Genomic DNA, 21,487 nt, shown 5'->3' with positions numbered 1-21,487 from the left:
ATGAAGAGGATCATCGCGGCGACGCTGCTCGCCACCACCGCTGCCCTGACGCTCGGCACCGCGCCGGCGAGTGCGCGCCAACTCACCATCAACGACGTGATCGCGCTGTCGCGCGTTGGCGCGCCGACGATGTCGAAGGATGGTCGCTGGCTCGTTTGGGCGGAGCGGGTGGCTGATGTCGTGGCTGATCGTGGGCATTACGATCTGTGGCGGCTCGACCTGTCGCGCAGTAGCGCGGTACCCGAGAAGCTCGCGGCCGACCCGAAGCTAGACGAGAACGATCCGCAGATCGTCGGCACCACCGTCTATTTCTCCGCCGACGATGCGATCTGGTCGGTGCCGGTGACCGGCGGCACGCCGCGGCGGCTGACCAACTTCAAGGGCGGCTTCAACGGCTTCAAGGTCGCACCAACCGCCGATCGGCTCGTCGTCTGGGCCGATCGCAAGCCGGGCGCGCCGAGCCTCGAGCAGCCGATGGTCAAGAAGGACCCGCTCGCTGGATCGGGTCGCACCTATGATCAACTCTTCGTGCGGCACTGGGACACCTGGGCGGACGGCACGCGCTCGCAGCTGTTCGTGCTGCCGCTGACGAGCGCAGGCGCGCCGGGCAACGGCGTCGCGATCGAGGGGGCGCTGGTCGGCGACACGCCGTCCAAGCCGTTCGGCGGCGGCGAGGAAGTCAGCTGGAGCCCGGACGGTCGCACGATCTATTTCGCGCTGCGCGAGGCAGGGCGGATCGAGCCATTGTCGACCAACCTCGACATCTTCTCCGCGCCCGCGGACGGGTCCGCCGCGCCGACCAACCTGACCGCGGCGAACAAGGCGACCGACACGCAGCCAAGCGTCTCGCCTGATGGGCGCAAGCTCGCCTATCTCGCGATGCGCCGCCCGGGGTTCGAGGCCGACCGATACGTCCTGACGATTCGCGACCTGACGACAGGCAATACGGTGTCGCTGACCGAACGTTGGGATCGCTCGGTCGGATCGATCGCCTGGGCGCCCGATTCGCGCAGTCTCTACGTGACGGCCGAGGACACGCAGGAGAACCCGTTGTGGCGCGTCGATGCGGCGAGCGGACAGGTGACGCGGTTGACGCAGGCGGGCAATGTCTCTGGTGTCGCGGTCGGGCCACGCGGCGCGGTCGTGTCAATGAACAGCTTGACCGCACCGGATGACTTCTACCGTGTCGCGGGCGGTGCGCCGCAGCGGCTGACGCAGGTGAATGCGGCCAAGCTCGCCGGCATCGACATGCCGACTGTCGACCGCTTCAGCTTCAAGGGTGCGAACAACGACACCGTCTGGGGCTATTCGGTCAAGCCGTACGGAAGCAGCGGCAAGGTGCCGATCGCGTTCATGGTCCACGGCGGACCGCAAGGATCGAGCAACAACAGCTGGTCGTACCGCTGGAACCCGGCGGTGTTCGCCGGCGCTGGCTACGGGCTGGTCGCGGTCGATTTCCACGGCTCGACCGGATACGGGCAGGCGTTCACCGACTCCATCAGCAACAATTGGGGCGGCTGGCCGCTCGAGGACCTGCAGAAGGGGCTCGCCGCCGCGACCGCCAAATACCCGTGGCTCGACGCCGACAACGCCTGCGCGCTCGGCGCCTCCTACGGCGGGTACATGATGAACTGGATCGAGGGGCGCTGGCCCGACCGGTTCAAGTGCATCGTCCAGCACGACGGCGTGTTCGACGCGCGCGCGATGGCGTACGAGACCGAGGAGCTGTGGTTCGACGAGTGGGAGCACGGCGGAAAGGCCTATTACGAGGACCCGCAGGCGTTCGAGCGCTGGAATCCGGTCAACTATGTCGCCAAGTGGAAGACGCCGCAGCTCGTCATCACGAGCGAGAAGGATTTCCGCATTCCGTACACGCAGGGGATCGCCGCCTTTACCGCGCTCCAGCGTCGCGGCATCCCGTCGCGTCTGCTGGTGTTCCCGAACGAGAACCACTGGGTGTTGAAGCCCAAGAACTCGCGGCAATGGTACGGCGAAGTGCTCGGCTGGATGGATCGCTGGACGAAGGGCTCTGCCGAGCGCTGAGCTAGCACAACTGAAACGTGACTTGGGCGGGGTCGGTTGGCTAAGGGCGGTCGCATGAGCGAACTCCCCCAGAACACGTTGGCGAAGACCTTCGACCCCGCCGCGATCGAGACCCGCTGGTACCGCCACTGGGAAGAGAAGGGGTTGTTCCGCCCCGAGCGGCCGAACGCCGAGCCGTGGACGATCGTAAACCCGCCGCCCAACGTGACGGGCTCGCTCCACATCGGACACGCGCTCGACAACACGTTGCAGGACATTCTCGCGCGTCACGCTCGGTTGAAGGGCAAGGACGCGCTATGGGTCGTCGGCACCGATCACGCCGGCATCGCGACGCAGATGGTGGTCGAACGGCAGATGAACGCCGCGGGCGAGAAGCGCACCGACCTGTCACGCGATCAGTTCGTGGAGCGCGTCTGGAACTGGAAGGCGGAAAGCGGCGGCGAGATCACGCGCCAGCTGCGCCGGCTCGGCTGCTCGATGGACTGGGCTAACGAGCGCTTCACGATGGACGAGGGCTTCTCGAAGGCCGTGCTCAAGGTCTTCGTGGAGCTGCATCGCGAAGGACTTCTCTACCGCGACAAACGGCTGGTCAACTGGGACCCGGGTCTCGGCACCGCGATCAGCGACCTGGAGGTCGAGACGCGCGAGACGCAGGGCAAGTTCTGGCACCTGCGCTATCCGCTCGAGGATGGCATGGGGTTCATCTCGGTCGCGACGACTCGGCCCGAGACGATGCTCGCCGACATGGCGGTCGCGGTTCATCCGGACGATGAGCGTTACCGCGAAAAGATCGGCAAGTACGTCCGCCTGCCGATCACCGGCCGCACGATCCCGATCATCGCCGACGAGCACGCTGATCCTGCGCTGGGTTCGGGCGCGGTGAAGATCACGCCGGGTCACGACTTCAACGATTTCGAGGTCGGTCGCCGCGCCGGGATCGAGGCACGTGACATGCTCAACATGCTCGATGCGCAAGCGCGGATCACGCAGACCGCCGATGGCCTCGTCCCCGACTATTTGCTCGGCATGGACCGGTTTGAGGCGCGGCGCGAGATCGTCGAGGCGTTGCAGGCGCAAGAGTATCTGGAACGCGTCGAGGACCGCGTGATCCAGACCCCCTACGGCGACCGCTCGGGCCAGGTGATCGAGCCGTGGCTGACCGATCAATGGTATGTCGACGCGAAAACGCTGGCGCAGCCGGCGATCGAGGCGGTCCGCGACGGTCGCATCAAGATCGTGCCGAAGACGTGGGAGAAGACCTTCTTCAACTGGATGGACAACATTCAGCCTTGGTGCGTCTCGCGCCAGCTCTGGTGGGGACACCGCATCCCGGCGTGGTTCGCCGAGGACGGGCATGTCTTCGTCGCCGAGACGGCCGAGGAAGCGCAGGCACAGGCGGGCGAGGGTGTCGAACTGCGCCAGGACGAGGACGTGCTCGACACGTGGTTCTCCTCCGCTTTGTGGCCGTTCGCGACGCTCGGCTGGCCCGAGGGCGAGGACCGCACGCTCGCCGGCCGCTATCCCAATAACGTGCTGATCTCGGGCTTCGACATCCTGTTCTTTTGGGATGCGCGCATGATGATGCAGGGGATGCACTTCATGGGCGATGTGCCGTTCCGCACGCTCTACCTGCACGGCCTCGTCCGCGCGGCGGACGGCGCGAAGATGTCGAAGTCGAAAGGTAATACGGTCGACCCGCTCGGCCTGATCGACAAATACGGCGCCGACGCGCTGCGCTTCTTCATGGCGGCGATGGAGAGCCAGGGCCGCGACATCAAGATGGATGAGAAGCGGGTCGAGGGTTATCGCAACTTCGCGACCAAGCTGTGGAACGCCAGCCGCTTCGCGCAAGCGAACGGCATCGGCGGCTCGACCACGCTCGACCCGCCGGTCGCGACAAACGCGGTCAACAAGTGGATCGTCGCGGAGGCGATCGCGACCGTGCAGGCGGTCGATCTCGCGCTCGCCGACTATCGCTTCGACGCGGCGGCGAACGCGATCTACCAGTTCACCTGGAGCCGGTTCTGCGACTGGTACCTCGAGCTGATCAAGGGTTCGATCGACGACGAGACCAAGGCGGTTGCGGGCTGGGTGCTCGACCAGATCCTGGTGCTGCTCCACCCGTTCATGCCGTTCATCACCGAGGAGCTGTGGCACGCGCTCGCCCCGCGCGAGCACGAGCTGATCGTCGCGCACTGGCCGATGGCGGACGCGCGCGCGCTCGATCCGGCGGCGGGCGCGCAAGTCTCGGGGCTGATCGAGCTGATCGAGGCGGTGCGCGCCGCGCGTGCCGAGCTGAACGTACCGCCGGGCGCGCGGATCGCGCTTCACACCGGCAACGGCGTGCTACCGGTCGAGATCGTTTCCTACGTGGAACGGCTCGCGCGCGTCACTGTGACGGCGGGTGAGGCGGAGGGCGCGCGCGCGCCGATCCTGTGGGGTGCGGAAACCTTCGCGCTGGCATTGGAGGGCGTTATCGACCTCGACGCCGAGCGCGCGCGACTGACCAAGTCGCTCGCCGCGGCAGAGAAGGAGCGCGACGCGCTCGCCGGTCGCCTCGGCAACGCGAGCTTCGTCGAGCGCGCCAAGCCCGAGGCGGTCGAGAAGGCCAAGGCGGATCACGCGGAGAAGTCGGCCGACGCCGAACGGTTCGCGGCTGCGCTGGCGAGGCTCGCCTGACGAGTTGGACGGCGGGGCTTTTCACGTCCGCGCCGTCCGCTCGCTGACAGCTACGTTACGGGTTGATCCGGTACGTGACGCGGGCGGTCGCCTGCGTCTCGATCGGGGCTGGAGCGACGTTTACGTCGATCGGTGGCGGAGGTGGGGGCGGCGGCGCAGGGAGTGCCATCGCGGCGCCGGTCACCTCGATTTCGTCGGGCGTGTCGCGGTTGCCGCTGTCGGAGGCGTAGAGGATCGGGCCGAGTGTCACCCGCGCGCCCTGCGCGATTGTTTCTGCCCGCGTGCGCGCGTCGGCCAGCGCCGCGGCCATCGCGCGGGCTTGTGCCGCGCGCGGATCGGCGAGCGCGAACGACGAAACGCGCGGATCGCGTGCTCCGAGGCGCCCGATCAACCCCGTGATCGTGCCCGCCTTCGAAACCTGATCGGTGCGCAGCTCGAGCGAGAGGTCGGCGACATAGCCGACGATCGCGCACGCACCGGCATCGAGCTGCGGCGGACCGTAGCTGTTCGCGTTGCAGTCGCGGCTGCGAACCGCCCGGATCGATACGTTGCCGCCCTTGGGCGTGGCGGTGGTCAGCGAGCGCACACCGCCGTCGATCGCCCGCCGCGTGGCGTTCAGCTGCGTCAACGCCGCATCGGACGTCGGCCCTTCGCCGTGGACGGTCCAGGTGACGGTCGCGACATCGGGCGGCGTGAAGACGCTGCCCGTGCCCGCCACGCTGATCTGCGGCGTCGGCGTGTCGCCGCCTGTGGCCTGAACCAGCAGCAACGCGCTCAACAAGGCGGCATCGAACGGCATGTCACTTCCCCTTCGCGTCAGGTCGTAACGCGTGTCGCAGGATGATCCAAGCGCCGCTCTGGACGTCGCGTGCGAATAGCGGCACGGTTGAGGGAACGGATCGGACCGACGGAGGTAGGGCAGCGACATGGACGAAGCCTCCCCTACCGCGGCGCACGGCCCGCAGCGCGACCTGACCCGCGGACCGATTGGCGCGACGTTGCTCGCCTTCGCAATACCGACGCTCGGCTCGAATGTGCTGCAATCGCTCAATGGTTCGATCAACACGATCTGGGTCGGGCGCTTCCTGGGCGAGAATGCACTCGCCGCGACCAGCAACGCCAACATCATCATGTTCCTGATGTTCGGCATGGTCTTCGGCTTCGGCATGGCGGCGACGATCATTGTCGGACAGGCATGGGGACGGCGCGACCACGACGCGGCGCGGCGTGCATTCGGCTCCGCGATCGGCCTCGTCCTCGCTGGATCGATTGTGACCGGTGCGCTCGGCTGGATCTTCGCGCCGCAGATCCTGACGCTGCTCGCCACGCCGGGCGACGCTTATGGCGAAGCGCTCGCGTACCTGCGCGTGATCTTCCTCGGGCTGCCCGCCTCGATGCTGCTGGTGCTGATGTTCATGGGGCTGCGCGGGATAGGAGATTCGCTCACGCCCTTGTGGTTCATGGGGCTGTCGGTCGTACTCGACGCCGGGCTCAACCCGGTCTTCATCCTGGGCCTCGGCCCTGCGCCCGAGCTGGGGATTGCCGGTTCGGCGACTGCGACGCTGATCGCCAACGTTGTCGCGTGCGCGGTGCTGATCGGCTACATCTACCTGCGTGACCTGCCGTTGCGCCTGATCGGCGAGGAACTACGCTACATCCTGCCCGAGCGCGACTTGATCGGCACGATCGTCGGCAAAGGGTTGCCGATCGGCGCGCAGATGCTGGTGATCTCCAGCGCGGGGCTGGCGATGGTCGGACTGGTCAATCGCAACGGCGTCGACACGACCGCCGCCTACGGCATCACGCAGCAGCTGTGGACCTATATCCAGATGCCCGCGATGGCGATCGGCGCGGCGGTCAGCGCAATGGCGGCACAGAACATCGGCGCGGGCCGCTGGGACCGCGTCGGTGCAATTACACGCAGCGGCATCATCTATAATCTGGCGATCACCGGCGCGATCATCGTCGTCGCACTGCTGTTCGACCGGCCGCTGCTCTCGCTGTTCGTGCCGGAGGACTCGGCGGTGCTCGGCATCGCGGAGCACGTGAACCTCGTCTCGACCTGGGGTTTCGTGCTGTTCGGCGTCACGATGGTGTTGTTCGGGGTCGTACGCGCGAACGGCGCGGTGTGGGGCCCGCTCGCGATCCTGTTCATCGCAATGTTCCCGGTGCGGCTGGGCGTGGCACTTGCGCTCAGGCCGACGCTGGGCGCGGATGCCTTGTGGTGGAGCTTTCCGCTCGGCTCGGCGACCACGGTGGTGCTCGCCGCGCTCTATTATCTCCACGGTGGCTGGCGAAAGGGCGCGTTGCTCACCCCCGAGACGCATTGCGACGAACGTAGCCACGCCGACGTCGAGCCGGGCGGCAATATGCGCCCGGCGAGCTGACGTAGCCGCTTGCGTCTAGCGCGGTACCATCACCTCGATCACCGCCGCCGCAATGTGCGCGGTGACCGGCGTTCGTGCCAGAACCTCGCCATCGATCGAGATCGGCATGCCCGATGGCTCGGTGTCGAGCCGAATGCTCTTGCCCGAGAATGACGTGGTATGTTCGCGCCGTGCCTCGTGGCGGAAGAACGCTGCGGCCCAATTCTTGACCAGGTTGCGCTTGAACGGACCCTTTACCGCCTGGACGACGATCTCGCCGGAGTCGACCTCGGCACCCTCGACCACGTCGGTGCCGCCGTGGAACGGGCCGTTCGAAATGCGTACCTCCACCGCCTTGATCCGCGCGGCGGACGCGCCCTCACCGACGATCAGGGTGAAGGAATGAAAGCGCAGGAATTGCAGCGTCGCCCAACCGAGATAACCGACGCGCCCGGCAACTTTCTTGAGCGCATGCGGCACGGTCGCGGCGATCTGCGGACTGATCCCCATTGCCGCGCAATTGGCGTAATAGTCGCCGTCAATCATGCCGAGATCGATCCGCCGCGGCTCGCCATCCGCAAGCACTCGGACCGCGCCCGCAATGTCGAGCGGCAGCCCGAGCGAGCGCGCAAAGCTGTTGGCGGTGCCGAGCGGCAGCACACCGAGGATGACATTCTTTCCCACGAGCAGGTCGACTAGCCCGCTGATCGTACCGTCGCCACCGCCGAGCACGACCAAATCGGGCTTTTTCGCCAGCGCGCGCGTGACAGTCGCCTCGAGCTCCTCCGGATCCTCAACCGCGTGCGCGTCGACCGGGAAGGGGAGCGCGCGCATTTCCTTGCACGCACGCGCGAACAGTTTTTGGCCGCGACGCGATTTGGCGTTCACGATCAGGGCGGCGGACGCGATGCGCGTGTGTGTCATGGAACGTCGAACGCGCCGGCGTCGCTTTCGCTTCCGTAACGTCTGCGAGCGGGCAAATACTTGCACCGGCACCGGGCATGGCCGACATGGCATGAATGCATGCTCCCTATCCCGCGCTTCGCCTCCGTCGTACCCGCGCCACAGCATGGAGCCGCCGGCTGCACGCCGAAAACGTCCTGACCCCGGCCGATCTGATCTGGCCGCTGTTCGTCACCGAAGGTGAAGGCGTCGAGGAGCCGATCGTGACCTTGCCGGGCGTGTCGCGCTGGTCGGTCGACCGAATCGTCGCGAGTGCGAGGGAGGCGCGCGATCTCGGCATCACCTGCCTCGCGCTGTTTCCCAACACGCAGAAGGAACGACGCAGCGACGATGGGGCCGAGGCGCTCAATCCCGATAATCTGATGTGCCGCGCGATCCGCGCGATCAAGCAGGCGGTGCCCGACATCGGCGTGCTGACCGATGTCGCGCTCGACCCGTATACCGCGCATGGTCACGACGGGATCGTCGACGACGCGGGCTACGTGCTCAACGATCGCACGATCGAACTGCTGATTGGTCAGTCGCTCAACCAGGCGGAAGCGGGTGCGGATATCATCGCGCCGTCGGACATGATGGACGGCCGCGTTGGGCTGATCCGCGAGGCACTGGAAGGCGGCGGGCACGTCAACGTGCAGATCATGGCCTATGCCGCCAAATATGCTTCCGCCTTCTACGGTCCGTTTCGCGACGCGGTTGGAAGCCGCGGGCTGCTGAAAGGCGACAAGACGACCTATCAGATGAACCCGGCCAATCGCGAGGAGGCACTGCGCGAGGTAGCGCTCGACCTAGCCGAGGGCGCGGACAGCGTCATGGTCAAGCCGGGGCTGCCGTACCTGGACATCGTGCGCGAGGTGAAGGACGCCTTCGCGGTGCCCGTCTTCGCCTATCAGGTGTCGGGCGAGTACGCGATGATCGAGGCGGCGGTGGCGGCCGGGGCTGCGGACCGTGATGCAATGGTGCTGGAAACGCTGCTGGCGTTCAAGCGGGCGGGATGTTCGGGGGTGCTGACCTATCACGCCCTCCACGCTGCCCGGCTGCTCGCTCGGTGAGGCGGTCGTCATGATCGTTACCGAACGGCTGATCCTGCGCACGCCGCAACCCGCCGACCGTGCCGCGCTCCACGCGATGTGGGCCGATCCGGTCGCGATGGCAGATTTGGGTCCGGTGAACACCGCCGAGCAGAGCGACGCCGCGCTCGCGCGTCACGCGTCCTACGGACCCGATCTGGGGTTTCGATCCGTCGTGCGACGCGCCGATGATGCGGTGATCGGCTTTTGCGGGTTGAAGATCGCTGGCGACGATACACCGGTCGCGAACGATCTGGAGGCCGGTTGGATGATCGCGCGGGCGCATTGGCGGCAGGGTTACGCGCTTGAGGCAATGCGCGCGGTGCTCGACTGGGGGTGGCTCAACACCGCCGCGGCGCGGGTGGTCGCGATCACGGCACGGCGTAATGAGAAGAGCCGAGCTGTAATGCAGCGGCTCGGTATGAGTCATCAGCCAGCGCTCGACTTCGTGCATGGTAAGTTCGCGCCCGACGATCCGCTTGCCGCCGCGGTCATCTACGTGCTCGATCGCCACCAAGCATGACAGGGCCGTGCCGCAGTTGCGCCGCCGCAGCTAAGTTTGGAAGCTTAACCTGCGCCGTGCACGTGGTCGCATCGGGCATCTGAGCGGACGCATGATGGCTGATCCCGCGCGCGGCCGGCGTTGGTTGTTCGTCGCCACGATCCTGACTGGCTCGTTCCTGCTGTTCCTCGTCCAGCCGATGATCGCGCGCATCGCGCTGCCGCGTCTAGGCGGCGCCGCAGCGGTCTGGAACTCGGCGATGCTGGTGTATCAGGCGTTGCTGCTGGGCGGCTACGCCTACGCGCATCTGCTCGGGCGGTTGAGCGCGCGGCGGCAGGGCCTGATCCACCTGAGCGTGCTCATCACGGCGGCGACCTTCCTGCCGATCGGACTGGCCGCGCGTGCGATGCCGGCGAGCGCCGAACCCGCGCTCTGGGTGCCATATCTGTTCGCGATCTCGATCGGACCATTGTTCTTCGCAGTGTCGGCACAGGCGCCTTTGGTCCAGCGCTGGTTCGCACTGTCGCACCCGCGAGAGGATCCTTACGCACTCTATGCGGCATCGAACCTCGGCAGTTTCGCCGGGCTGCTTGCCTTTCCGCTGCTAGTCGAGCCGTTGCTGACCGTGCCCTCGCAGCGATGGTTGTGGAGCGCCGGCTACGTGGTGCTGATCGCTCTGGTGCTGGCATGTACGCGGCTGCTGCCGCGCGTAGCCAGGCGGCAGGATGGCGTCGCAATCGCACCCGACACGCGCCAGGGCTGGCGAGCCGGTCAATGGCTGACATGGATGGTACTCGGCCTGGTGCCCTCCGGCCTGATGCTCGCCACCAGCACCTTCATCAGCACCGACCTGCTGGCGATGCCGCTGTTGTGGGTGCTGCCGCTCGCGCTCTACCTGCTAAGCTTCTCAATCGCCTTCGCCGCGAACCGCACCGCCGCGGACGCGATCACACGCTATGCGCCGGTCACGTTGGTCGTGTTCGGCGGCATGTTGATGGGCGGCTTCACCAATGCTTCCCCGCTGGCGCTGGTGGTCGCCGCCGCAGTCCTGTTCGTCGCCTCCGTCGCGCTGCACACGCGATTGTACCGCCTGCGCCCAAACCCGCGGCATCTGACCGGCTTCTACCTCGCGATGTCGACGGGCGGGGCGCTTGGCGGCGTATTCGCCGGGCTAATCGCACCGATCGTATTCGATTGGACGTGGGAGTATCCGATCCTGATCATTGCGACGGGTGTGCTGATGCCGCAGACCTTCCTCGCGCAGCAGATCGCGCAGCTATGGTTCGCGCGTCGCGGTCGCTACGTGGTGCCGGCGTTGATCGCGATCGTGCTGGTCGTGCTCGTCATCCTGAGCGCGCGCGAACTAGGCGGCTCGGACGAGGGCCGCTACCTTGGCGTCTCGTTTCTGGCGGTCGCGATATTCGGCATCATCAGCGTTGGTCGACGCGCCGCGTTCGTCGGCGTGCTCGTGTCGGGTCTGTTGCTGTTCGGCGGGCTGCAATCGCTGGCGCTCTCGCTCGAGCCCGGCGCGCGCGTGCGCAGCTATTTCGGCGTCTACACGCTTGCCGAGGCGCCGCGGCGGCGCAGGCTGGTCCACGGCACCACCGTGCACGGTGTGCAGCTAGCCGGAAGTCCGAAGCGCGAGCGGACGCCGACGACCTATTACGTGCCCGGGTCTGGTATCGGTCAGGTAATGCGGCTCGCGCCCATTTTCTACGGAGATGCGGGGCGGGTCGGAGTTGTCGGGCTGGGTACGGGCACGCTCGCCTGTTACCGCCAGCAGGGGCAGCGCTGGCGCTTCTACGAGATCGATCCCGCGATGGTTAGGATCGCCACCTCAGGCCATTTCACCTTTCTGCGGCATTGCGCGCCGGGCGCGAGCGTGGTGATCGGCGATGCGCGGGTGAGCCTATCGAAAGAGCCGAGGGCTTCGCTCGACGTGCTCGCGCTCGATGCCTTTTCTTCCGACGCGGTACCGATGCACCTGCTGACGCTGGAAGCGTTCGACACTTATGGTCGCGTGCTGGCACCCCGCGGCGTGCTGGCGGTGCACGTGTCCAATCGCTACCTCGATCTGGTGCCCGTCGTCGCCGCAGCCGCGCGGGCGCGTGGATGGCACGCCGCGATCCTCAACTTCACGCCCGACCCGTTCGAGGAGGACGCGAGCAAGTCGTCCTGGATCATGATGACGCGCGACGAGGCGGTGTACGACGCGGTGACGAGCCGCGCCTCCAACTGGAAAGCGATCCGCCCGCGGGACGGGTTCCGCCCCTGGACCGACGATTATGGCTCGATCCTGCCGCTGCTGCGCTTCTGACGCGTCACGCCGGCGCGAGGCTGGCAGCGATCGAGTCGATGCGCCGCGTTTGTGCCGCGCTGGTGGCGCGCGCCGCCTGCAAGGCGGTTTCCAGCGCCGGATAGGCCGGCAGCAGCGCCTGCGCGCGTGAAGAAGCGAGATCCTCGAGCACGCCCAGCGCGTCCTGATGCCGCGCCCGCAAGGCATCCAGCTCCGCCAGCGCGGTTTGCGCGTCGAGCCAGGGTTCGCTGCCCGCCTTCGCGCCGCGCGCCGCGCGCGCCAGTCGTTCGGCCCGGTTCGCACCGGCATCGAACGCCTTCGCCGCCTCGATCCGCTCGCGCGCATTGTCGGCCAGCCGTTCGTCGAGCGCGGGATCGGGTGCGACAGGGGCAGGCGGGGGTGCAGCCGGCTCGGCGAACCCCAGCTTCTCCACGGCACGCGGCGCCAGCGAAGGGAAGGGTCCCTCCGGCACGGCGCAGCCGGCGAGAGGAGCGAGCGCCGCGCAGAGCAGCAGTGGAAGATGTGCAGGACGAGGCGGCATGATGCTCGCGATAAATTCTTCGGGAAAAGTGCGCAACGGACTTGCGCGATCAGAAAAGCCCTCGTATCAGCGCGCCTCCACAGGGCGCCCGTAGCTCAGCTGGATAGAGCATCAGACTACGAATCTGAGGGTCGGACGTTCGAATCGTTCCGGGCGCGCCACTCTTCTTCGAGAGAGTGGGTGGAGAAACCACCATCTGGGTGGATGGAGCCGGGTCAGCAATGACCCGGCTTTTTCTTGTTTGAGGCACACGCGACGAGCACTTTTGTCGGCCAGCGCTAATCGCTCGCGCTTCGTTCAACCGCCTCGATGATCTTCGCGCCCGCCATGAACACGGCGATCGTGCACGCGCCGAACAGCACCCATCCCTGCGGACCCGGATAGAGCGCGCGGTAGTGCATGCCGCGCTCGACCGCACCGCAGCCAAGCCCGTAGATGACGAGGAAAGCCTCGAACTTGGTCTTGATGACGAACAGACGTGCGATGCGGCTCAACATGGCGAAACGTTACGCAAAACGCGCGCCAACGGCTGAGTTCAGCCGTTCCGGCGTTACCGAGCTTGGTTAACTGTCAAGTAACTCGACAAGGTCGAGCGCTCGTAGCAGCGCCTCGCGTGCTCGTTCGACCTGCGCGATCATGGCGGCGTCGCCGATCTGCTCGGGCCCGATCGTCTCGGGCCAGTAGCGCGTCACCACATCCGCGATGACATCGAGACGCGCGTCGTCGACGAGGAAACGACGATCAACCGTGGCCGGATCGCAGACGACACGCAGGCGAAGGCACGCGGGTCCGCCGCCATTGGCCATCGATTCGCGCACGTCGACCACCTCGACGCGGCGAATGGGTCCGTTGCCGGCGACATGCTGCTGCAACCAGTTCCAGACCCGCGGCTGCTCGCGCGCCTCCTGCGGCACGATCAGCGTCTGATCGCCGCTCGGCGTGCTCACCAATTGGGCGTTGAACAGGTAGGAGCCGATCGCGTCTGCGAGGCTGACCGCGGAGGCTGGTACCTCGACGATCTCGACCTCGGGCATGATCGCGCGGAGCTGCGCGTAGAAGCCGTCGCGATCAGCGAACGCTTGTTCGTGCGCGAACAGCGTGCGCTCGTTGGCGACAGCGACGACATCGTTGTGGAACGCACCGGCGGCGATCGCCGCACTTGATTGTTCGATGAACAGCGTTCGTGCGGGGTCGAGCGCGTGAGCACGCGCGATCGCCCGGCTTGCCTCCAGATGCTGTCGCGCCGGATAGGGGCCTCCGGTCACGCCGTAGACGAAGATCTCGACCCCGCCGGCATCGTGCGCTGGCGCCAGGCGCATGTGATTCGCCGCGCCCTCATCACCGAACGGAGGCGGGACGGGGGCGTGAACGCGAAAGGCTGGGTGCGCGAAGGCGAGCCGAAGCTGCGCCAGCGTCTCCGGCCATTCGTGACTGCGGTGCGGCATCGTCACCAGATTGGCGACGCTCAGGTGGCATCGCCCGTCGGTGCAATCGGGAGCGGGGGAGACGGTCGCCGCGTTCGCCGCCCACATCGCCGACGCGGACAGCGCGCGCGCCTTCAGATGCGGCTCGGCTGCCGCGTAATCGGTGTGCAGCGCTGATAGCCAGCGTTGGTCCGGGCGGCGATGCGGCAGCAGCACGCCCTGAACCAGCCCAAGCGAGAGATTGGCCCGCATCTTCGCGATCCCCTGCAACGCCGCGGCGCGCGGGTGTGCGACCGCCCCGGCATTGTGCGTGGCGGCGAGGTTACCTGGGCTCAGCCCCGCGTAATTGTGCGTCGGGCCGATGATGCCGTCGAAGTTGATCTCGCGCATGTTGTTCACAGCCGCCCGACGTGGCTGATCATCGCGTCTTCACCGATCCCCAGGACGTCTGCGCACGATTGCGCGAGGATGACGCCGTCGCCGCACTCGCGCACGTTGCCGTACGCGCAGCGAAAGTCACTGAGCGTACCGGTCGCGATCAATGCCTGCTCGCCACCCTCGCCGTCCAGCGCCACGACACGCGCTTGCCGAGCGTCGCGGATGCTGCGGACCGCGTCGGTGCGCGCGGTCATGGTCGGACCTCCGTCGAAGATGTCGACGTAGTTCTCGAATGCGAAGCCTTCGTTCTCCAGCATCCGCATCGCTGCGCGCCCGCTCGGGTGCGGCTTGCCGATCGCGGCGCGCGCGCTGTCGGACAGCATCGCGGTGTAGATCGGATGCTTGGGCATCAGATCGGCAATAAACTGGTGACCGTTGATCGCATTGAACTCGTCCGCAGCCTGGAAATTCATGCCGAAGAAGCGTCCCGCGAGGCCATCCCAGAACGGCGATCCGCCGGCCTCGTCGATGATTCCGCGCAGTTCCGCGAGGATTCGCGGCGCGAAGCGCGCGCGATGCGCTGCGATGAACAGGTAGCGTGCCCGCGCCAGCAGCATGCCGAGCCCGCCCGCGCGCTCGCCCGGGTGGAGGAATAGGCCGCCGACCTCGCTCGATCCTTCGAGATCGGTCGCCAGCGTCAGCATCTCGGCGCGGAACGTCCGGTCGAGCTCGCGACTGTGCTGCGTCAGCGTGCCGATGCGATAACTGTAGAAGGGGTGCTGCTGACCGACCATCGTGAACAGCTGGCAGGTGCCGCGAACCTCGTGCGTGGCGGTGTTTTCCAGCACGAGCACGAACAGCTCGTCCGCCATCGGCCCACCCTCACGCCGGAACGCCTCGCGGCTGCGGGCGAGTTTAGCCGATAGCGCCTTGCGGTCGGGCGGCAGATTGGTGAAGCCGCCACCGGTCAGTTTCGCCATCTCGTACAGGTGCGGCAGGTCGGCCTCGGTCGCCGGACGAACGACAAACGTCAAAGAAGGACTCCTTCGGCAATCCGTTGGATAGTCAGGGCGGAGAGCGCCGCGCGCTCGGCCAGACTATCGACCAAGAGATATTCGTCCGACGAGTGGATCGCGCCGCCGCGCACCCCCATCGTGTCCACGACCGGCACGCCCGCCGCAGCGATATTGTTGCCGTCGCACACGCCGCCGGTGTCGCGCCAGGCGATGTCGAGGTCGAGCGCGGTGCCGACGTGCTTCACCAGCGCGAACAGGCGCGCCGCCGCTTCGTCGATCGGCTTTGGCGGGCGATTGAAGCTGCCGTGCACTTCCACCTGAACGTCGTGGCGCATTGCGGTGGTCTTGGTGACGTCGTCGATTAGAGCACGTGCTCGCTCGATTTCGCTCGTGTCGCCGGGCCGGAAGTTGACGCGTAGCACGGCCAGATCGGGGACGACGTTGTTGGGTCCGCCGCCATCGATGCGCGCCGGATTGACCGCCAGTCGCGGTGCCCGCGCGTCGTGGAGCCTGAGCGCGATCTCGCTTGCCGCGACCACGGCGTTGCGTCCGTCATCTGGATTGCGCCCCGCGTGGGCCGCGCGTCCGCGCACGACGATCGAGAAGTTGCCGGTGCCGCCGCGGGCGCCAGCGAGCGTGCCATCGGGCAGCGCGGGTTCGTAGGTCAGCGCCGCATGCTTGCCGCGCGCCGCTTCCGCGATCAGTCGTGCGGAGGAGAACGATCCCGTCTCCTCGTCCGAATTGATGATGACTTCATAGCCGAGCTGAGGGGTGCCCGCCGCTTCCACGACACGCAAGGCTTCCAGCATGACCGACAGGCCGCCCTTCATGTCGGCGACGCCGGGGCCGTTCAGCGTATTGTCGTCGAGCCACGTAAGCTGCTGGAAGGCGTGATCGGGCGGGTAGACCGTGTCCATGTGGCCGGTGAACAGCATCTGCACCGGTGCGTTCGGGCGCACGATCAGGCGCAAATGCCGGCCATGTTCCAGGCGTGCGACTGAACCGTCGGCTGCGACACTCTCGGCCGCATCACCGTCGACCATCGCCACCTCGCCGGGCAATGCTGAGAACGCGTCTGCCAGCAGCCCGGCGACGTGCGACAATCCGCGGAGATTGCGCGTGCCGCTGTTGATCTCGCTCCACGCCCGCGTCCGCGCGAGCATCGCCGCCGGATCGATCCGGTCGATCAGCGCCTGATGCATTTGTTCAGCTTTCGTCACACCGACAGCCTAGCGCGAACAAGTCACAATTGCGACCTTCCTCAACCCAGCGTCAGTAGCTAATCAAGTTGAGGTAGTTTCAATGACCTGAAGAGTGAGGTGCAGGCAGATTAGAAACTATACACCAGCGACGCGCGACTGGTGGTGTCGGTCGACACACGCCCTTCCGGCGGCGCGCTCTCGTACTGGACGGTATAGGACACCTGCGCCGACAAGGGGCCGATGAGCTTGGCGGCGAGGGCGGTGTTGCTGCTAACAGTGCTGTTGAACCGTTCGGCATAGGCGGATGCGTTCTGTTTCATGGTCACGCCCGACGACAGCTTCCACGCGAGATCGAGGCTGCCGCGGGCCGCCGGGCTGCTTTGCAGCCGGCCATCGGTGAAGCTGGTATAGCGGAACGCGGGACCGAGCTCGACATCCAGCGTCAGTGACGGCGAGCGCAGCGCATTGTACCCGGCGCCGGTCGATGCCGAATAGCGCTGCCGATAGCCGAAGAAGCGGTCGGCCTCGAACTGCGCGCTGCCGTAGAGGTACAGCCGGTCGTCGATCTTCCAATTGGGTTCGTAGGCGGCGAGGTAATGCTCGCGGCTGGTGACGCCGGCGTTGCGCTGGTAATCGGCCTGCAGCCGCAACTTGTGCCGCCAGTTCAGGCTCTCGCGCTGCAGATTGGCGGCACCGGTGATCCCGGCCACCTGCGTGTTGCCGGTGGAGGCGAAGCCGCCAGCCTCGATCCGTCCGGTCCAGAGTTCGAGCGCACTGGCTTCGCGCAAGCGCTCGTTGCGTTCGCGCGCGCGGACCTCCTTCCACTCGCTGGCCAGCTTGAGCGACGCGTCGCCCGACGCGGGATCGGCGACGCGGGCGTATTTGACGATCGTGTTGACCGCATTCTCGTCGCCCGACGCCATCGCGGCGTCGAGCATGGCGCGGATCGTCGGCGGGATCGCCATCGGATCGGGCGCATCCGCGGCGACGGCAACGGTTGAGAGAAGCAGCGCTGCGATCATGGAGCAGGCGTTCCTAGTCGAGGCACGGCAGCCCTTGAACCCGCCGCCGGACGTGGCCGCGACGAAGCGAAGCTCAGTTCAGATGATCCGCGAAGGCGGCGAGGACATCCTCGTACAGCTTGCGTTTGAACGGCACGATCAGGCGCGGAAGGTCGACCGGGTCGGCCCAGCGCCAGGCGCGGAATTCCGGGTGCGGGGTGTCGATGCGGACATCGCTGTCCTGCCCATTGAAGCGGAACAGGAACCAGCGCTGCCGCTGCCCGCGGTACTTGCCCTTCCACACCTTGCCGACGAGGTCGGAGGGAAGGTCGTAGAACAGTTCGTCGGCTGCTTCGGCAATCAGCGACACCTGGTCGGCATCGATCCCGGTTTCCTCGCGCAGTTCCCGAACGGCCGCCGCGTGCGCGTCCTCGCCCGGATCTATCCCGCCCTGCGGCATCTGCCACGCCTCCAGCGTGTTATCGATCCGCTGGCCGACGAACACGCGGCCCTCATGGTTGACCAGCATGACGCCGGCGCACGGGCGATAGGAAAGCGTGGAGGGGTCGGTCATGGCGGCTTCCCTATCAGCGCGGGCGCGCCGACTCCACCGCCCGCGCGCAAGAAGGCAGCGTCAGTTTGCCGCCTGCGTCATCGCGCGCTGTCCCTCCGCTTCGTTGATCGCACCCTTCACCGCCGTGAGGTAGGCCGCGACATCGCCCGCGCTCGACGGCACCGCCTGTCGCAAGGTGATGAAGCCGTGGATGTTGCCACGCGCCTCGCGAAAGGTGACGGGCACGCCCGCCTGGATCAGTGCGGCCGCGTAAGCACGACCCTGGTCGCGGATCGGATCGAGGCTGGCGGTGATGATGACCGCTGGCGGCAATCCGGCGAGCGACCCGTTCATCGGCGAAGCCTTCGCGTGCTCAGGGTCGGGCGCGTAATGCTCTCCGAACCACATCATGCCGTCGCGTGTCAGCAGGAAGCCGTCGGCGAAGTCGTTGAATGACGGATATTCCTTCATCATGTCGGCGGCGGGATAGATCGGCGCCTGCACGATCACCGGCACGGCCGCGGGTTCGTCGCGGAGCGCAATCACGGTCGTGATCGTCAACGTGCCACCGGCACTGTCGCCCGACAGGACCAGCGCGGTGGCAGTGCGGCCGAGGTCGGAGGGGCTGGATGCAACCCAGCGCGCCGCCGCCTCGCAATCGTCGGGCGCCGCCGGCCATTTCGCCTCCGGAGCCAGACGGTAATCGACCGAGACGACCGGCAGGTCGAGCTGCCGCGCCATCTCGGCGGCGAAGCTCGCGTGCGTGTCGATGTTGCCGATCACGAACCCACCGCCATGAAAGAAGACCACGACGGGACCGGGTTCACGCGTCTCACGCGCGTCGAACAATCGGGCGGCGATGCTGCCGCCATCGATCGGGATCGCCACGTCGCGGATCGTCGCCAGCACGCCGACCGGCGGATCGGCGATGTCCTTCATGGCGTAGAACACCGCGCGCGCCTCGCTGGGCGTCTGCTGGTGCATCTTGGGTCCGGGTATACTGTTCAGGTAATCGAGGAAGTTGCGCACGTCGGGCCGGACGAACGGCTCGCTATCGGTCTGGGCAGGACGCTCGATGGTCGTGTCGGTCACGTACGCTCTCCTGTGGTCGCGCCGATGTGGCGCGTCGTTCTTTGCAACCTATCTTAGCTGCATGATCGCGGTCGTCCACCATCCCGATTACGTCACCGAGGCGCCGGCGCGCAGCACCTATCGATGGGGCAAGAACGGCGCGATCCGCGACCTGCTGCGGGAGCATGGCGATCGCATCGACTGGCACGAACCCGACGCGATGCCGCTCGAATGGCTCGAGGCGGCGCACGACCCCGACTACGTCGCTGAGGTCCTGTCCGCGCAGGTCCCGCGCGAGAAGGAGCGGCGCACCGGCTTTCCGATCACCCCGAGCGTGGCGCGCCGAGCCGCCGTCGTGCCCGGCGGCACCTACCTTGCCGCGCTGCTCGCGCTTGAACGCGGGTTCGCCGCCAATACCGCGGGCGGCAGCCATCACGCGCTCGCCAATACCGGCGCGGGTTATTGCATCTTCAACGATCTGGCGATTGCGGCGCACCGTCTCGTCGGCGAGGGTCGCGTCGACCGCGTGGCAGTGGTGGACTGCGACGTGCACCAGGGTGACGGCACCGCGGCACTGACTGCCGGCCATCCGCAGATCGCGACCTATTCCATCCACGCGGCGAAGAATTTTCCGGTGCGAAAGGCGCAGTCGACGCTCGACGTCGCGCTAGTCGACGGGATCGGCGACGACGAGTATCTCCAAACGCTGGAGGCGACGCTGTCGAGCTTCCTCGACGCGCACCGCCCCGATCTGATCCTCTACCAGGGCGGAGTCGATCCGTTCGCCGGCGATCGCCTCGGGCGCCTGTCGCTCAGCGAGGATGGGCTGGTCGGGCGCGACCGCCTGATCGCGCGGCTAGCTGTGGCGCGCACGCTGCCGGTCGCCTGCACCGTCGGCGGGGGGTATGGAGACGATGTGATGGCAATCGCTGCTCGCCACGTCCGCGTCATCCTGACGCTCGGTGCGGCGTTAGCGGGTGCGGATGTTGCGGGTGCGGAACAGAAAGGAGGGGCCGGCGTAGTCGCGGGGTGACGAGCATCCTGTGGTTCCGCCAAGACCTTCGCCTCCACGACCAGCCCGCCTTGCGTGCAGCAGCGGCGGGCGGCGCTATTATCCCGCTCTACATCCTCGATGACGACACGCCGGGCGACTGGCGGATCGGCGGTGCGCAACGTTGGTGGCTCCACGCGAGCCTCGCCTCGCTCGACGCCAGTCTGCGCAAGCATGGAAGTCGGCTGATCATCCGCCGGGGCCGCGCGGACGAGGTGCTTCGCGACATGCTGGAGGAAAGCGGGGCGACGCAGGTGCACGCGGTCCGCCACTACGAACCCTGGTGGCGCAAGGTCGAGCAGTCGCTGGGCGAGCGATTGTGCCTGCACGACGGCAACCACCTGACCCGCATCGAGGACGTGCGCACCGGCGGGGGCAAGCCATTTCGCATCTACTCGTCGTTCTGGAAGGCGTTGCAGTCGTTCCTGCCGCCCGAGCAGCCCGTCGCCGCGCCGCGCAAGATCGAGGCGCCGGCGAAATGGCCGACCTCGCTCAAGCTCGCCGACCTCGACCTGTTGCCGACCAAGCCCGATTGGGCGGTCGATTTCGACGGCACGCCGGGCGAGGAGGAGGCGCGAAAGAAAGCGCGCGCGTTCGCCAAGCGCGTGGACCGATACGAGGCGCTGCGGAACCTGCCGGCCGAGGAGGGTACGTCGATGCTGTCGCCGCACCTCCACTTCGGTGAGATCTCCGTACGCGAGGTGTGGCACGCGGTCAGCGACCATCCCGATGCGGTCAAGTTCCAGAAGGAGTTGGCGTGGCGCGACTTCACCGATGGGGTGGTGCTGGCGCTGCCCGACTATGCCGACAAAAACGGGCGCCCCAAGTACGATGCCCTGCACTGGCGGACGGGCAAGCAGGCGAAGGCAGACCTGCGCGCGTGGCAGCGTGGCCGTACCGGTTACCCGATCGTCGACGCGGGCATGCGGCAGCTGTGGACCAGCGGCTGGATGCATAACCGGCTGCGCATGATCACTGCCAGCTTCCTCATCAAGCATCTGCTGATCGACTGGCGCGAGGGTGAGCGCTGGTTCTGGGACTGCCTGGTCGACGCCGACTATGGCAACAACTCGGTCAACTGGCAGTGGATCGCGGGCACCGGGGTCGATGCCAACATGTTCTCGCGCATCATGGCGCCGCTGACGCAATCGGAGAAGTTCGACGCCGGCGACTACATTCGCCGCTGGGTGCCCGAACTGGCCGACGTGCCCGACGCGGCGATCCACGATCCTGAAGCGGCCGGGTGTTGTCCCGACGATTACCCAGCCAAGATCATTGGCCACCGCGAGGCACGCGAACGCGCACTGGCGGCAGCGGCACGGTTGCGATAACCG

Annotated in this window: 18 protein-coding genes and 1 tRNA gene; 9 read left to right on the top strand and 10 right to left on the bottom strand. The window is 66.9% G+C overall.

The features are described from left to right. A complete protein-coding gene (locus BMW51_RS02000) occupies positions 1–2,043 on the top strand; it encodes a S9 family peptidase (protein WP_093002820.1) in 2,043 nt (680 codons plus the stop codon). Between the two features lie 54 nt (positions 2,044–2,097). Continuing rightward, a complete protein-coding gene (locus BMW51_RS01995) occupies positions 2,098–4,722 on the top strand; it encodes a valine--tRNA ligase (protein ID WP_093002818.1) in 2,625 nt (874 codons plus the stop codon). Between the two features lie 55 nt (positions 4,723–4,777). Here the strand turns inward: BMW51_RS01995 and BMW51_RS01990 are convergent, their stop codons facing one another. Further along, positions 4,778–5,521 carry an SIMPL domain-containing protein gene (locus BMW51_RS01990; protein WP_177171479.1) on the bottom strand — a complete coding sequence of 248 codons (744 nt, stop codon included), beginning with the start codon at positions 5,519–5,521 and terminating at the stop codon, positions 4,778–4,780. Positions 5,522–5,648: 127 nt separating this feature from the next. Between BMW51_RS01990 and BMW51_RS01985 the strand changes: the two genes are divergently transcribed. Next, positions 5,649–7,109 (top strand): MATE family efflux transporter, encoded by a 1,461-nt coding sequence (locus BMW51_RS01985; protein WP_093002814.1) that lies wholly within the window; start codon positions 5,649–5,651, stop codon positions 7,107–7,109. Positions 7,110–7,124: 15 nt separating this feature from the next. On the opposite strand, the gene BMW51_RS01980 is transcribed toward BMW51_RS01985, so the two are convergent. Beyond that, entirely contained in the window at positions 7,125–8,012 is an 888-nt protein-coding gene (locus tag BMW51_RS01980; protein WP_093002812.1) for a diacylglycerol/lipid kinase family protein, read from the bottom strand. Between the two features lie 95 nt (positions 8,013–8,107). Between BMW51_RS01980 and hemB the strand changes: the two genes are divergently transcribed. The 3 genes from hemB to BMW51_RS01965 all read left to right on the top strand — a co-directional run bounded on the left by hemB (position 8,108) and on the right by BMW51_RS01965 (position 11,937). Further along, on the top strand, positions 8,108–9,100 hold the full coding sequence (gene hemB / locus BMW51_RS01975; protein WP_093002810.1) for a porphobilinogen synthase: 993 nt from the start codon (positions 8,108–8,110) through the stop codon (positions 9,098–9,100). Positions 9,101–9,110: 10 nt separating this feature from the next. Next, a complete protein-coding gene (locus BMW51_RS01970; RefSeq protein WP_093002808.1) occupies positions 9,111–9,641 on the top strand; it encodes a GNAT family N-acetyltransferase in 531 nt (176 codons plus the stop codon). 91 nt (positions 9,642–9,732) lie between these two features. Further along, on the top strand, positions 9,733–11,937 hold the full coding sequence (locus BMW51_RS01965) for a fused MFS/spermidine synthase (protein ID WP_093002806.1): 2,205 nt from the start codon (positions 9,733–9,735) through the stop codon (positions 11,935–11,937). A 4-nt stretch (positions 11,938–11,941) separates the two neighbouring features. Here BMW51_RS01965 and BMW51_RS01960 read toward each other — a convergent pair whose 3' ends face one another. Next, positions 11,942–12,457: a hypothetical protein gene (locus tag BMW51_RS01960; RefSeq protein ID WP_143051777.1), complete on the bottom strand. Its 516-nt coding sequence runs from the start codon at positions 12,455–12,457 to the stop codon at positions 11,942–11,944. 84 nt (positions 12,458–12,541) lie between these two features. On the opposite strand from BMW51_RS01960, the gene BMW51_RS01955 reads away from it, so the two are divergent. Then, positions 12,542–12,618 (top strand) — tRNA-Arg (locus BMW51_RS01955). A 117-nt stretch (positions 12,619–12,735) separates the two neighbouring features. On the opposite strand, the gene BMW51_RS01950 is transcribed toward BMW51_RS01955, so the two are convergent. From BMW51_RS01950 to BMW51_RS01920, 7 genes are all read right to left on the bottom strand, one after another. Beyond that, on the bottom strand, positions 12,736–12,954 hold the full coding sequence (locus tag BMW51_RS01950; protein ID WP_093002802.1) for a hypothetical protein: 219 nt from the start codon (positions 12,952–12,954) through the stop codon (positions 12,736–12,738). 66 nt (positions 12,955–13,020) lie between these two features. After that, positions 13,021–14,271 (bottom strand): N-succinylarginine dihydrolase, encoded by a 1,251-nt coding sequence (locus tag BMW51_RS01945; protein WP_093003801.1) that lies wholly within the window; start codon positions 14,269–14,271, stop codon positions 13,021–13,023. A gap of 5 nt (positions 14,272–14,276) precedes the next feature. Then, positions 14,277–15,293, bottom strand: coding sequence for an arginine N-succinyltransferase (locus BMW51_RS01940; RefSeq protein WP_093002800.1), 1,017 nt, complete (start codon positions 15,291–15,293; stop codon positions 14,277–14,279). Beyond that, positions 15,290–16,477, bottom strand: a complete 1,188-nt coding sequence (locus BMW51_RS01935; RefSeq protein ID WP_093002798.1) for a hydrolase — start codon at positions 16,475–16,477, stop codon at positions 15,290–15,292. The genes BMW51_RS01940 and BMW51_RS01935 overlap by 4 nt, the downstream gene beginning before the upstream one ends. Before the next feature lie 128 nt (positions 16,478–16,605). Further along, on the bottom strand, positions 16,606–17,499 hold the full coding sequence (locus BMW51_RS01930; protein WP_093002796.1) for a DUF481 domain-containing protein: 894 nt from the start codon (positions 17,497–17,499) through the stop codon (positions 16,606–16,608). Positions 17,500–17,572: 73 nt separating this feature from the next. After that, positions 17,573–18,052 carry an RNA pyrophosphohydrolase gene (locus BMW51_RS01925; RefSeq protein ID WP_093002794.1) on the bottom strand — a complete coding sequence of 160 codons (480 nt, stop codon included), beginning with the start codon at positions 18,050–18,052 and terminating at the stop codon, positions 17,573–17,575. A 60-nt stretch (positions 18,053–18,112) separates the two neighbouring features. Continuing rightward, the gene (locus tag BMW51_RS01920; protein WP_093002792.1) at positions 18,113–19,123 is read right to left on the bottom strand and encodes an alpha/beta hydrolase; all 1,011 of its coding nucleotides are present in this window, start codon (positions 19,121–19,123) and stop codon (positions 18,113–18,115) included. Positions 19,124–19,184: 61 nt separating this feature from the next. Between BMW51_RS01920 and BMW51_RS01915 the strand changes: the two genes are divergently transcribed. Together BMW51_RS01915 and BMW51_RS01910 are read left to right on the top strand one after the other, a co-directional pair. Then, the gene (locus BMW51_RS01915; RefSeq protein ID WP_093002790.1) at positions 19,185–20,135 is read left to right on the top strand and encodes a histone deacetylase family protein; all 951 of its coding nucleotides are present in this window, start codon (positions 19,185–19,187) and stop codon (positions 20,133–20,135) included. Further along, positions 20,132–21,484 carry a cryptochrome/photolyase family protein gene (locus BMW51_RS01910; protein ID WP_093002788.1) on the top strand — a complete coding sequence of 451 codons (1,353 nt, stop codon included), beginning with the start codon at positions 20,132–20,134 and terminating at the stop codon, positions 21,482–21,484. The genes BMW51_RS01915 and BMW51_RS01910 overlap by 4 nt, the downstream gene beginning before the upstream one ends. The last annotated feature ends 3 nt before the right edge of the window (positions 21,485–21,487 follow it).

This window comes from Sphingomonas palmae (assembly GCF_900109565.1).
In the GTDB taxonomy this organism is placed as follows: Bacteria; Pseudomonadota; Alphaproteobacteria; order Sphingomonadales; family Sphingomonadaceae; genus Sphingomonas; species Sphingomonas palmae.
The sequence above is the reverse complement of the archived record's forward strand: the minus strand, read 5'-3'. Positions and strand labels throughout refer to the sequence as shown.